The following is a 12,686-nucleotide window of genomic DNA, read 5'->3' as shown; positions in this document are numbered from 1 at the left end:
CCCATGGATGCCTGGCTTGCTTCTTTTCCCCTGATTGCCATCCTGCGCGGACTGCATCCCGACGAAGCGGTCGACGTCGGCCACGCGCTCATCGATGCCGGCTTCCGCGTGCTTGAAGTGCCGCTCAATTCGCCCGAGCCGTGCGAAAGCATCCGCCGCCTCGCCGATGCCTTCGGCGATCGCGCACTGATCGGCGCAGGCACCGTGCTTTCGCCGGCACGTGTGCACGAAGTGGCCGCCGCTGGCGGCAGGCTGATCGTGATGCCGCACGCCGACGTGGATGTGATCCGCACGGCCAAGCAGGCCGGCCTTTATTGCGTGCCAGGCGTGGCGACGCCCACCGAGGCGTTCGCCGCGCTGCACGCGGGCGCCGACGCGCTGAAACTTTTCCCCGCCGAACAGGCCAGCCCCGCCGTGCTCAAGGCATGGCGCGCGGTGCTGCCTGCCGGCACGGCCGTGATGCCGGTAGGTGGCATCGCGCCGGACACCATGGCGCCGTGGCTCGCGGCAGGCGCCGGTGGCTTCGGCATTGGCTCCTCGCTCTACGCCCCCGGCCGCCCGGTCAGCGACGTCGCCGCGCGTGCGCGCGCCTTCGCCGACGCCTGGCAGGCCCACCTCGCTTCGAAAGGAACTGCCGCATGAAGATCACCCGCCTCTCCACTTTCCTGGTGCCGCCACGCTGGCTGTTCCTGCGCATTGAGACCGACGCCGGTATCAGCGGCTGGGGCGAGCCGATCGTCGAGGGTCGCGCGCACACTGTCGCCGCCGCCGTCGAGGAATTGTCGGACTACCTGATCGGCAAGGACCCGCGTCGCGTCGAAGACCTGTGGAACGTGATGTACCGCTCCGGCTTCTATCGCGGCGGCCCGGTGTTGATGAGCGCCATCGCGGGCATCGACCAGGCGCTGTGGGACATCAAGGGCAAGCATCTGGGCGTACCCGTGCATGAACTGCTTGGCGGGCGCGTGCGCGACAGCATCCGCGTGTATTCGTGGATCGGCGGCGACCGCCCGGCCGACACCGCCCGCTCGGCGCAGGAAGCGGTGGCGCGTGGCTTCACCGCGGTGAAGATGAATGCCACCGAGGAGATGCAGTACGTCGACACCTATGACAAGGTCGAGCAGGTGCTGGCCAACGTGCAGGCGATCCGCGATGCCGTCGGTCCGCACATCGGCATTGGCCTGGATTTCCACGGTCGCGTGCACAAGCCGATGGCCAAGGTGCTGATGCGCGAACTCGCACCGTTCAAGCTGATGTTCATCGAGGAGCCGGTGCTGTCCGAACACCTGGAGGCGCTGCCCGAGCTTGCCGCCATCGCGCCCGCGCCGATCGCGCTGGGCGAGCGCCTGTACTCGCGCTACGACTTCAAGCGCGTGCTGAGCATGGGCGGCGTGGACATCCTGCAGCCCGATCCCTCGCATTCGGGCGGCATCACCGAGACGCGCAAGATCGCGGCGATGGCCGAAGCGTACGACGTGGCCATCGCGCTGCATTGTCCGCTCGGCCCCATCGCGCTGGCCGCGAATCTGCAGTTGGATGCGGTGTGCCATAACGCCTTCATCCAGGAACAGAGCCTGGGCATCCACTACAACGCGTCCAACGACCTGCTCGACTACGTCAACGACCGCAATGTGTTCGCCTACCAGGATGGCTTCGTGACGATTCCCGACGGCCCGGGCCTGGGGATTTCGGTCAACGAAGACTACGTGGCCGAGCGCGCCGTCGTCGGTCACCGCTGGCGCAATCCCGTGTGGCGTCATCGCGACGGCAGCGTGGCGGAGTGGTGAGCATGTCGTCGTTCGCCACCTATCCCAGCCTGACGGATCGCCATGTCTTCATCAGCGGTGGCGCCAGCGGCATCGGCGCGGCGTTCGTGGAACACTTCGCGCGACAGGGCAGCCGCGTGTCGTTCGTCGACATCGACCGTGACAGCGCGGCGCAGTTGATCGCGGGCCTGGGCGATGCGAAGCACCAGCCGCACTTTACGCCCTGTGACGTGACCGATCTTGCCGCACTTCAATCGGCCATCGACGAGGCCCGCAAGACGCACGGCCCGATCGGCGCGCTGGTCAACAACGCGGCCAACGACGTGCGCCACACCTTCGGCCAGACCACGCCGGAAGCATTCGATCGCAACATCGCCATCAACCTGCGCCACCAGTATTTCGCCACGCAGGCTGTGCGCGAGGACATGCGCGCGCTGGGCGGTGGCTCGGTGATCTGCCTGGGTTCCACCGGCTGGATGAAGAAGAACGCGGGCTATCCGATGTATGCGATGGCCAAGGCCGCCGTGCACGGACTGGTGAACGGCGTGGCGCGCGAACTTGGCCACGATCGCATCCGCATCAATGCGCTGGTGCCCGGCTGGGTGATCACCGAGAAGCAGCGGCGCCTGTGGCTGGACGACGACGGCAAGGCGGAGATTGCCCGCGTGCAATGCCTGCCCGGTTACCTGATGGCCGATGACCTCGCGCGCGCCGCGCTGTTTCTCGCCGCCGACGACAGCCGCATGTGCACGGGCCAGGATTTCATCGTGGACGGCGGCTGGGTATGAACGCGCGCGCCACCGTGGCCATGCAGGTGCACAACACGCTGGGCGAAGGCGTGCTGTGGTGCGACCGCGAACAGGTGTTGTACTGGACCGACATCCACGCCAGCACGCTCTGGCGTTACCGTCCGCACGACGGCGCACTGCACCAGTGGGACATGCCCGAACGACTGGCCTGCTTCGCGCTGTGCGAGGCCGACGGCTGGCTTCTGCTGGGGCTGGCTACGCGGCTGGCCTTCTTCCATCCGGCGAGCGAACGCATCGTGCCGCTGATGGACGTGGAAGCGGAGCTTCCCACGCGCCTCAACGACGGTGCCTGCGATCGCCAGGGCCGCTTCGTGTTCGGCACGCTGCATGAGCCGCCGGGCGGTGGCCCCAAGCAGCCGGTGGGAGGCTTCTGGCGCTTGAATCACGATCTTTCGCTAGAGCGCCTGCCCTTGCCGGGCGTGGCGATCAGCAACAGCGTCGCCTTCAGTCCCGATGGCGACACGATGTATTTCTGCGACTCGCCCACGCGCAGGATCCAGTGCTGCGACTACGGCGACCAGCTGGGCGAGGTCGACGTCTTCGTCGAGCTGGACGAACCGCGCGGCGAGCCGGACGGTTCGTCCGTGGACAGCGAAGGCGGCCTGTGGAACGCCCAATGGGGATTGGGACGCGTGGTGCGCTACACCAGCGACGGCCGCATGGATCGCTGCATCGACGTGCCGGCTTCGCAGCCCACGCGTGTCGCGTTCGGCGGCACGGGACTGTCGACTATCTACATCACCAGCGCGCGCGACGGCCTCGATGAGGCTGCGCTCGCCGCACAACCGTACGCCGGCGCGCTGTTTGCCGTGCATTCGGACGTCGGTGGCTTGCCCGAACCGCGTTTTCCGGGACCGCCGCCACACGTGATCGCATCCGCCTGAAACAACGCGGAACCACAACAGCCCAACGGGCATCCACTATCGCCAGCGGGGGAAGACCAGCCATGAATGCGAATGCCATAGCGCCACCCACGACCCAATCGAAAGCCACCGTCATTTTCGTATGCGTGCTCGCCGCTCTCGCCGGACTCATGTTCGGCCTGGATATCGGCGTGATTTCCGGCGCCACCCAGTTCATCCAGGACGAGTACAAGGTCAGCGACCACACCATCGAGTGGATCGTCAGCTCCATGATGTTCGGCGCAGCCTTCGGCGCCGTGGCCGCTGGCTGGCTTTCTGCCACACTGGGCCGCAAGCGTTCGCTGATCCTGGGTGCCGTGCTGTTCGTGCTGGGCTCGCTGCTGTCGGGCTTCGCATGGTCGCCCGAAACACTGATCGCCGCGCGCGTGGTGCTGGGCCTGGCCATCGGCGTGGCCACGTTCACCGCACCGCTGTACCTGGCGGAGGTCGCACCGGAGCATATCCGCGGCGCGATGATCTCCACCTACCAGCTGATGATCACCATCGGCATCCTGGTGGCATTCCTGTCCGATACCGCGCTGAGCTACTACGGTGCGTGGCGCTGGATGCTGGGCGTCATCGCCGTTCCGGGCGTGTTGTTCCTGATCGGCGTGATGTTTTTGCCGGACAGCCCGCGCTGGCTGATGATGCGCGGCCGCCGCGATGAAGCACTCGACGTGCTGCAGCGCCTGCGTGGCGACAGCACGATAGTGTCGCGCGAAGCGGCCGACATCGAGGAGCAGCTCAAGACGCCGCAACGCGGCTGGCACCTGTTCCTGGAGAACCGCAACTTCCGTCGCTCGGTGGGCCTGGGCGTACTGCTGCAGCTGATGCAGCAGTTCACCGGCATGAACGTGGTGATGTACTACGCACCGCGCATCTTCAAGGAAATGGGCTACGACACGTCGGCGCAGATGTGGTTCACCGCGCTGGTAGGCCTTACCAATGTGCTGGCCACCTTCATCGCCATCGCGCTGATCGATCGCTGGGGCCGCAAGCCGATCCTCTACACGGGCTTTGCGGTGATGGCGGCGGGTCTTGGCTTTGTGGGATTGATGATGCACAACGGCATCCACGGCCACGGCACGCAGATCTTCACCGTGACCATGCTGCTGATCTTCATCGTCGGTTTCGCCATGTCCGCCGGCCCGCTGGTGTGGACGCTGTGCTCGGAGGTGCAGCCGCTGAAGGGCCGCGACTTCGGCATCGCCTGCTCCACCTTCACCAACTGGGGCTGCAACCTCATCGTGGGCTTCACCTTCCTCAGCCTGCTCAACGGCATCGGCAACGCCAACACGTTCTGGCTGTACGGTGCGCTCAACGCGGTGTTCATCGTGCTCACGTTCTGGCTGGTGCCGGAAACCAAGGGCGTCACGCTGGAGCAGATCGAGCGCAACCTGATGGCCGGCAAGCGGCTGCGTGATATCGGGCAGTAAGCCATGCCGCGGCACCGGGGCAGTCCATGAAGCCCCGGTGTCCGCGTCACGCGTGCGGCGCGACGGCTGAGCGCCTATATTGGAGCCACGCCAGGTTCTTCTATCGCCACGCCAGCCATGACCGCCCGCCACATCCCCATCTGGCTTCACCCGTCTTCGGGCCACGGCCCGTCGACGCCGCGGCACCGCGATTTCCCGCGCGACGGCATGGGCTAGCACCATGCCCGCGCCGCTGCCCTCCACGCTTGCCCGAATCATGGACCTCCTCTGGGACGCCATCTGCGTGGTGGACGAGGAGGGCCGCTACGTTTTCGTCAGCGCCAGCTACGAGCGCATCTTTGGCTACACGCCGCAGGAAGTGATCGGCCGGCGCATGATCGAACTGGTGCATCCCGAGGATCGCGAGCTGACGCTGCGCGTCGCCGCGGCGATCATGGATGGACATCCGCAGTCGCACTTCCAGAACCGATACCTGCGCAAGGACGGCAAGGTGGTGCACATCATGTGGTCAGCGCGCTGGTCGGCGACCGAACGCATGCGCATAGCCATTGCGCGCGACATCACCGAACTCAAGCGCGCCGAGTCGATGACGGCGGCGCTGCACGCCATTTCCGAGGCAGCACACGCCAGCGACGACCTGCCGTCGCTGTACGAACACATCCACCGCATCATCGGCGGCCTGCTGCCGGCCGACAATTTCTTCGTGGCCTTGTACGACCGCGCGCGCAACGAATTGAGCTTTCCCTATTTCGTCGATGAACGCGACGAACGCCCGCCGCCGCAGCCGCTGGACTCGGGCACGCTCACCGGCGAGCTGATCCGCTGCGGCCAGCCGTTGCTGTTCACGCCGGCGCAACCGACCGACCCGGCGTTGCCCGTGGTGGGCACGGATGCCGTGCACTGGCTGGGCGTGCCGCTGACCTCGCGTGGAACCACCGTCGGCGCACTCGTCGTGCAAAGCTACTCGCCGGACACCAGCTACACCGAAGGCGACAAGGAGCTGCTGCAGTTCGTCTCCACGCAGGTCGCCGCCGCCATCGAGCGCAAGCAGGCCGAAGCGCGGCTGCACCATATCGCGCGTCACGACCCGTTGACCGACCTGGCAAACCGCGACCTGTTCTACCAGCAGTTCGAAGCGGCGCTGGAACAAGCGCGGCGATTCGGCCGATGCCTCGCCCTGCTCTATCTGGACCTGGACAAGTTCAAGGACGTCAACGACCGCTTCGGGCATCACGTCGGCGACGTGCTGCTCTGCGAGGTCGCCCAGCGCATTCGTCGCGTCGTGCGCGAAGGCGATGTGGTGGGCCGCGTCGGCGGCGATGAATTCGTCGTGCTGTTGAACGGCCTGCACGCCCCCGGCGACAGCCTGGTGGTGGCGGACAAGCTGCGCCTGGCACTAGGCGAATCGTTCCCGATCAGCGATGAACCGCTGAAGGTGTGCGCCAGCGTCGGCGTGGCTACCTATCCGGAACATGGCGACGAATCGCGCAGCCTCACCCGGGCCGCCGACGACGCCATGTACCGCGCGAAAAAGCTGGGTGGCAACGGCGTCTGCATGGCTGCGGAGCCGGGCGACGAGGGCATGCTGGCGAACCGCAAGCCGCTTACAACTTGAGATGGATCTTCCTGCGGTCCAGCGCGACCACGATCAGCCACCACACCGCGACAAACGCCAGCGCATACGCCAGCGAAGCGATGTACGGGCCGGCCAGCGGCGTGATCCATCCGGCGAAGGCGTGTTGGTAGAGCGGCTGCTGGATGCCAAGCGCAGGCATCAGGATCTGCATCAGCTCGGAACCGGCATAAGCGGCCACGGCATTCATGCCGAAGCGGCGACCGACCGCCGGCCACTCGCCCCGATCCACCAGCAGATGGAACAGCACCAGCGCCAGCATCGCCAGGCCGCCCGTCCACAGCACGAACGAGGACGTCCACAGGTTCTTGTTGAGCGGGAATACCAGTGACCATGCGCCGCCAAGCACCAGCAAGAGTACGCTCATGGTCAGCAGCGCTTTCACCTTTCCATCGCGCAGCCATTGTCCCGCGCGCAGACCGAGCAGGCTGGTCGCGAGTGACGGAAAGCAGCCCAGCAGGCCTTCGGGGTCATGGCCGCGACCGGTGATCGGATCGGTCTGGTAGACGGCGTGTCCGAAGATGGCGAAATCGACACGATCGACGATGTTCACGAAGGGCTCCAGCGTACCGCCCGCCAGCAGCAATGCCCAATAGCCCAGCAGGATCGCCACGATCGCCGCCCACTGCGCACGCACACTACTGTAGATGGCGAACCACGCCGCGCCGGCAAAGCACACGCCGATGCGTTGCAGCACGCCCGGGAAACGCAGGTGTGCTTCCGGCATTGCCAGCCAGGCCAGCACGTTGATCGCCACGCCAAGCAACAGGATGCGCGAGGCGCGCATCATGGCCGCACGCGTCAATGCACCTTTATCCTCGCCGCGCTCCACACGCGGCCCGATCGCCAGCGCAATGGATACGCCCACCACGAACAGGAAGAACGGAAACATCAGGTCGGTCGGCGTGCAGCCATGCCATTGCGCGTGCACCAGTGGCCAGTACACATGCTCGCCGTCGCCCGGATCGTTGACCAGCAACATCAACGCCACCGTGCAGCCCCGCAATGCATCCACGGAGCCGAGGCGGCGCAGCATGTTCACGGCTTGCCGTCCGCCGGCACCAGCGTGGCCGAGCCGATGCCATACAACGGTCCGGTGATGGGGCCGGTGAATACCATGCACAGGTCATGCACGCCGGCTTGCGCGGCAAGCGGACCCTGCAGCGTGAACGACTCGGCGCCACCGGCAGGCAACGGCAGCGTGGCCAGCGTCTTGCCCTTGCAGGTGTCAAGGTGCACCACCAGTTCACCCTGCGGCGTGGCGCCTTTGTGTTCGACGACCAGCTTCTGTTCGTGCGCCAGCTGGTAGTTGCGTGGCAGGCGGGCGGTGTTCACGCGAATGCTGGTGATGTCGTCGAGCGCCGCCGCGGGGTACATGCGGCAATTGTCGAACACGTTGACGACGTAGCTCGGCGCCATGCTGGTGGCATCGGGCGAGGGCTGTATGCGCAGGCGGAAATCGCTGCCCGGGCAGTTGTCCATCTCGGCCGTACCGCGCGTGCGCAGGGAAACCAGGTCAAGCGCACGCTGGCGCACCTGTGCAAGCGGCGCGCCATCTGCCCCCAGCGCGACAGCTTTCACCGTGGTCGGCAGCTTCACCGTGAACGAATTGACGTAGAGCGGCGAGCTGGCCGTCGGCGTGCTGCCGTCGATGGTGTAGTGCAGGCTGCCATGGCGCGTCTGGTTGGACAGCGTCACTTTCGCCGCGCCACTGCTGATGGCCAGGTTGCGGTCCACTTCGATGTCGGCGGCGAAGGCGCTGTCGGCGTAGCCGATGTCCCGTGCGCGATAGCGTGCGAACTGCGCGGGCAAGCGATCGAGGAAGCCGTTCCAGTCATGCGACGAAGCCGGCGACCACGCCGCTTCGGCCAGTGCCGCTATGCGCGGGAACACGGCGTGCTCCACGTGGCGCAGCGTGGGCATGTGTTCGGTCCACATGTTGGCCTGCATGCCGAGCACATGCTTGGCTTGCGCGGCATCGAGCTCCTTCGGCACAGCCTCGAAGTCGTAATAGCTCTGCAGCGACATCGACGGCAGGCGGCCGGTGGTTTCGTCGGCGAGATCGCTCTGCATCTGGTCGAGATACAACTGCGGCGCGGGTGACAGCACGACATCGTGCCCCTGCTTCGCCGCTTCGATCGCGCCCTTGGTGCCACGCCACGACATCACCGTGGCGCTCGGCGGCACGCCGCCTTCGAGAATCTCGTCCCAACCGATCACGCGTCGGCCGTGCGCCGCGAGGTATTGGCCCATCTGCTCGATGAGCCAGCTCTGCATGGCGTTCTCATCCTTGAGCTTGAGTTCGCGTATGCGCGCCTGCACAGCGGCGGAAGCCTGCCACTGGTCCTTCACGGCCTCGTCGCCACCGACGTGGATGTAGGTCGACGGGAACAGCGCCATCACTTCGTCCAGCACGTCCTCCAGGAAGCGGATGGTGTGGTCGTCGACGTTGTAGAGATAGGGGTTGACGCCCCAGTCCACCGACACCGGCGGACGCGTGCCGGTGACGCCGAGCGCCGGATAGGACGCCACCGCGGCCTGCGCGTGGCCGGGCATGTCGATCTCGGGCACGATCGTGATGTGACGGTCGGCCGCATAGGCGACGATGGCGCGGATCTCATCCTGCGTGTAGAAGCCGCCATAGCGCAGCGGCTCGCCGTTCTTGCCGGCACCCGGCGGCGTGCGCCAGGCCCCGATGCGCGTGAGTTCGGGATACTTCTTGATCTCGATGCGCCAACCCTGGTCATCGGTGAGATGCCAGTGCAATACATTGAGCTTGTGCTGAGCCATCTGGTCGATGACCGTGCGCACTTCGTCCGTCGTCTGGAAATGGCGTACCGAATCGAGCATCAGTCCGCGCCAGGCGAAGCGGGGCTGATCCTGGATGTGCACGGATTCCACGCGGACGTCGCCCTCGCCGCTGGCTGGCGACAGCAACTGCCACGCGGTGACGGCACCATAGAACAGGCCCGCTTCTCCTCGCGCCACAATGCGGATGCCTTGCGGCGTGACATCGAGCACGTAGCCTTCGTCGCTGCTCACGGGCGCGCGCGGATCGCGCTGCAGCACGATAGCCGCCCCGCTCGCAGGTCCGTTGGCCACTTGGAGGGCAAGATGGCGCGTGCGACGGGTGAGTCCGGCCAGATAGTCGGCCGCGCGATGCGCCGCCTGGTCATTGCCATCCACCACGACGGGCGTCTGCGCTGTCACCGTGAAGCCACCGGTACCGGTGTTTACCTGGGCGGGAGCCGGAAGCAGTGGCAGCGTGGCCGCATGGGCCGCGCCCACCAGGGCAAGACTGAAGATGAGGCCGATGGCTTTCACGAAGGGGTTCCTGATGGCTGGGTTGGCCGGCGGACGGACGAGTGCTTCATTGCTGTTTGCCGAAGTGCGCGCGCTTTCACAGATGCGCACGCGCCCCTAGCTTCAGCAGTTCCACGGTTTCGGCAGTGAGCGGCGCCAGTACGCCGCGACGCTGTTCGGGGATGTGCGCCACGGCGTCGTCGTCACCGAAGACGTAGTGGTCCAGCAGGTGTTTCCAATTGGCCCGCTCGGCGGCGGGCAGTCCGCGGAAGGCAAGCAGGCAGTGGTACAGCGCCGCTCGCGCGTGGCCGGGGTTGTAGCCCTCGACATCGATGGTGGCCCACCAGTAGTTCACCAGGGCGTTGAGTTGCTGCAGCGATTCGACGTTGTGCCACCACAGCGGCGGCATGTAGATCGCGTCGCCCGGATGCAGTTCGGCCACCTGCGCGGCGGCCAGGGCGGTTTTCAGGCGCGGGTAACGCGGATCGTCCGGCTGGTCCAGGCGCGCCATGCTGATGGCGGCGCCGGTCGGCGCGTAATCCAGCGGGCCGATGTAGAGATTGGGCAGTTGTTCCGGCGGAAACAGCGTGAAACGGCGCACGCCGCACACCACGCAGGCAATGTTGTGCTGCGAATCGAAATGCGTCGGCGTGGTGACCTTGTTGCCCATCCACAGGCGCGGTTCCACGCCGGGATCGAGAAACGGCAACGCGTGTTCGGCGAGAAAGCCCGGCACGCATTCCTTGATCACGGCACTCTGGATCACCAGGCCCGGCGCATTCGGGCGCCGGCTGTAATTGGCCAGGCGTTGCAGGCCGAGCGTCACCGGCACCTTGAAGTGCTGGTAACTGAAATCGTTCATGTCGGGTGTATAGCCGATGATGCCATCGGCCTCGGGAGCAACCATCAGCGTGCTGACATCGGTGCCGTTGTCCCACTGGGCGATGCCCTGTGCAAACGCGGTATCCGATTCCAGCGCCAGCTTCACCAATGGCCAGTCGCGAACCAGGCCGCGAATCACCAGCGGGCGGTTGCGGCCAACCAGGTCTTGCAGCCCCAGCGGATGCCCGGGCACCACGTGGTATTCCTCGATGGCCTCGGGTGCGGTTGCCGCATCGGCATGCTCGCTCATGACCCATCCTCCGCGATGCACTCGCCATGCATCTTGACTGCGTCGCCGCACGACAGGCGGCGACCGATACAAAAACTGCGATGCCGGTGACCCGGCATCGCAGCGGATGACATCGTAACCGTTCTTTCCCCGTCCCTTCCTCCCGCCAGTGATGCCGAGGGAAAAAGCGGACCTGGCAATCGTGCCAGGTCCTTGGCGGGAAGAAACCTTAGAGCTTGAAGTTCGCGGTCAGGTAGTACTGGCGACCGTTCGTGTAGAAGGCTTCCGGCACCTTGCCGAAGTCCAGGCCGGCCTGGTGGCCGTACACGTAGTAACGCAGCGTCGGGTTGTTGAGGTTCATCGCATCGAACGAGAAGCTCACGTGCTCGTTGAGCGTGTAGCCGATGGATGCCGACAGGTAACCGGTGCCCGCCTGGTAGTACGGCAGCAGCGGCATGGTGTTGCCGAGGGTGCCTGCGGTGACCGGCATCATGCCGTCGTAGAACGACGAGCGGTACGTGTAGTTGATGCGAGCGTTCCAGCGGTCGTTCTCGAAGAAGGCCGATGCATTGACCGTGTTCTTCGAGGTGCCGTACAGCGGACGGGTGCCCGCGGCCACGTTGTTGCCGTAGCTGCCGTCACCGTTGTACAGGTAGGTGCCGCCCGAGGTGTGGCCGTTGGAGTAGGTGTAGCTGACCTGCGTGCCGAAGTTCTCGCCGATCGGCTGCACGTAGTTCAGTTCCACACCCTTCAGCGTGCCGTTGACGTTCACCGGCTGGCTGATCAGGTACTGGCTGTATACCGGCGTGTGCGTCGGGTTGCTGACGCCATAGGTCAGGTAGTTGTTGAGGTACGTCTTGGTGACCGTGCCGTAGTCGTAGTAGTTGTTGAGGTCCATCGTGTAGATGCTGGCCGACAGCAGGCCACGCGGAGCGAAGTACCACTCCAGCGCTGCATCGAAGTTGGTGGACACCATCGGCTTCAGGTACGGGTTCGGACCCAGGCCGCCACCCAGCTCACCCGCTGCCTGCGGATCGCTCAGCGAGAGGAAGCCAGCCAGCTGGCCGTAGTCCTGGCGCGTCATGGTCTGCGAAGCGGCGAAGCGGGCCAGCAGGCTGCCATCCTCGGTGAGGTTGAACTTCAGGTTGAAGCTCGGCAGCAGCTTGCCGTAGTGGTGCTGGTAGTAGTTCCAGTACCAGCCGCCCGAACCGTCCGTACCGCACGGATACCAGGGCGAGTTACACATCTGGCCGCCGTGCGAGGTTTCCTGGATGGAGCCCGCGGTGTAGCCGATGTTTTCGTTGGTGGAGACATAGCGCACACCCGCATTGCCGCTCCAGCGATCGCCGCTGAAGTTGGCCTGGAAGTAGTACGCGCTGTTGTCTTCCTTCATCGCGTAGATGTCGTTCGGATAGAAGCGCGAGTTCGGGCCGCTGCTGGCGCGGTTCGCGTACAGCGCGTTGAGCTCCTTGAGCTGCGCCGGCGACCAGTACCAGATGCTGCCGGGCATCTGGCCCACGCCCAGATCGCTGCCGAAGCTGCTCGGGTAGTTGCCGCTGGAGGACGGCCACAGCGGCGAGTTCGGGTTGAAGTCGACGGCCGACGCCCAGTTCGGGCCCTGGCCGACGGCGGTCGGGCTGTCGTGGTTGTGACGGGCGTAGCGCGCACCGAACTGCAGGCTGGAGAGCGGGCCGGCGTTGTCGAAGTCGTACTCGCCGTCGGCCTG

At 65.7% G+C, this 12,686-nt stretch carries 10 protein-coding genes; 6 read left to right on the top strand and 4 right to left on the bottom strand.

From position 1 onward, the window contains the following. The first annotated feature begins 3 nt into the window (after positions 1-3). The 6 genes from VFG49_RS15955 (at position 4) to VFG49_RS15930 (ending at position 6,528) form a co-directional block, all read left to right on the top strand. Positions 4-642 (top strand): 2-dehydro-3-deoxy-6-phosphogalactonate aldolase, encoded by a 639-nt coding sequence (locus VFG49_RS15955; RefSeq protein ID WP_324862298.1) that lies wholly within the window; start codon positions 4-6, stop codon positions 640-642. Then, a complete protein-coding gene (gene dgoD, locus VFG49_RS15950; RefSeq protein ID WP_324862296.1) occupies positions 639-1,787 on the top strand; it encodes a galactonate dehydratase in 1,149 nt (382 codons plus the stop codon). Before VFG49_RS15955 ends, dgoD begins: the two co-directional genes overlap by 4 nt. Positions 1,788-1,789: 2 nt before the next feature. After that, complete coding sequence (locus tag VFG49_RS15945; RefSeq protein WP_324862294.1) at positions 1,790-2,554, top strand: SDR family oxidoreductase; 765 nt, start codon at positions 1,790-1,792, stop codon at positions 2,552-2,554. Continuing rightward, entirely contained in the window at positions 2,551-3,459 is a 909-nt protein-coding gene (locus tag VFG49_RS15940) for an SMP-30/gluconolactonase/LRE family protein (RefSeq protein WP_324862292.1), read from the top strand. The genes VFG49_RS15945 and VFG49_RS15940 overlap by 4 nt, the downstream gene beginning before the upstream one ends. Before the next feature lie 62 nt (positions 3,460-3,521). After that, on the top strand, positions 3,522-4,913 hold the full coding sequence (locus tag VFG49_RS15935) for a sugar porter family MFS transporter (RefSeq protein ID WP_324862290.1): 1,392 nt from the start codon (positions 3,522-3,524) through the stop codon (positions 4,911-4,913). A gap of 256 nt (positions 4,914-5,169) precedes the next feature. Continuing rightward, positions 5,170-6,528, top strand: coding sequence for a diguanylate cyclase (locus VFG49_RS15930; RefSeq protein WP_324862288.1), 1,359 nt, complete (start codon positions 5,170-5,172; stop codon positions 6,526-6,528). Here VFG49_RS15930 and VFG49_RS15925 read toward each other — a convergent pair. The 4 genes from VFG49_RS15925 to VFG49_RS15910 form a co-directional block, all read right to left on the bottom strand. Beyond that, entirely contained in the window at positions 6,518-7,582 is a 1,065-nt protein-coding gene (locus VFG49_RS15925) for an acyltransferase family protein (RefSeq protein ID WP_324862330.1), read from the bottom strand. The genes VFG49_RS15930 and VFG49_RS15925 overlap by 11 nt on opposite strands. Before the next feature lie 2 nt (positions 7,583-7,584). Beyond that, positions 7,585-9,870 carry a family 20 glycosylhydrolase gene (locus VFG49_RS15920; RefSeq protein ID WP_324862286.1) on the bottom strand — a complete coding sequence of 762 codons (2,286 nt, stop codon included), beginning with the start codon at positions 9,868-9,870 and terminating at the stop codon, positions 7,585-7,587. 76 nt (positions 9,871-9,946) lie between these two features. Then, a complete protein-coding gene (locus VFG49_RS15915) occupies positions 9,947-10,981 on the bottom strand; it encodes a cupin-like domain-containing protein (RefSeq protein WP_324862284.1) in 1,035 nt (344 codons plus the stop codon). A gap of 208 nt (positions 10,982-11,189) precedes the next feature. Beyond that, positions 11,190-12,686 (bottom strand): TonB-dependent receptor domain-containing protein (locus tag VFG49_RS15910; protein WP_324862282.1); only part of this gene is annotated, 1,497 nt, incomplete at its 5' end.

It is taken from the genome of Dyella sp. (genome assembly GCF_035685885.1).
Taxonomy (GTDB): Bacteria; Pseudomonadota; Gammaproteobacteria; order Xanthomonadales; family Rhodanobacteraceae; genus Dyella.
This window is presented reverse-complemented; position numbering and strand designations above follow the sequence as displayed.

Coding starts and splice junctions, on each gene's coding strand:
- VFG49_RS15955 (WP_324862298.1), top strand. CDS start 4: ATGGATGCCTGGCTTGCTTCTTTTCCCCTGATTGCCATCCTGCGCGGA.
- VFG49_RS15940 (WP_324862292.1), top strand. CDS start 2,551: ATGAACGCGCGCGCCACCGTGGCCATGCAGGTGCACAACACGCTGGGC.
- VFG49_RS15925 (WP_324862330.1), bottom strand. CDS start 7,582: ATGCTGCGCCGCCTCGGCTCCGTGGATGCATTGCGGGGCTGCACGGTG.
- dgoD (WP_324862296.1), top strand. CDS start 639: ATGAAGATCACCCGCCTCTCCACTTTCCTGGTGCCGCCACGCTGGCTG.
- VFG49_RS15945 (WP_324862294.1), top strand. CDS start 1,790: ATGTCGTCGTTCGCCACCTATCCCAGCCTGACGGATCGCCATGTCTTC.
- VFG49_RS15915 (WP_324862284.1), bottom strand. CDS start 10,981: ATGAGCGAGCATGCCGATGCGGCAACCGCACCCGAGGCCATCGAGGAA.
- VFG49_RS15930 (WP_324862288.1), top strand. CDS start 5,170: ATGGACCTCCTCTGGGACGCCATCTGCGTGGTGGACGAGGAGGGCCGC.
- VFG49_RS15935 (WP_324862290.1), top strand. CDS start 3,522: ATGAATGCGAATGCCATAGCGCCACCCACGACCCAATCGAAAGCCACC.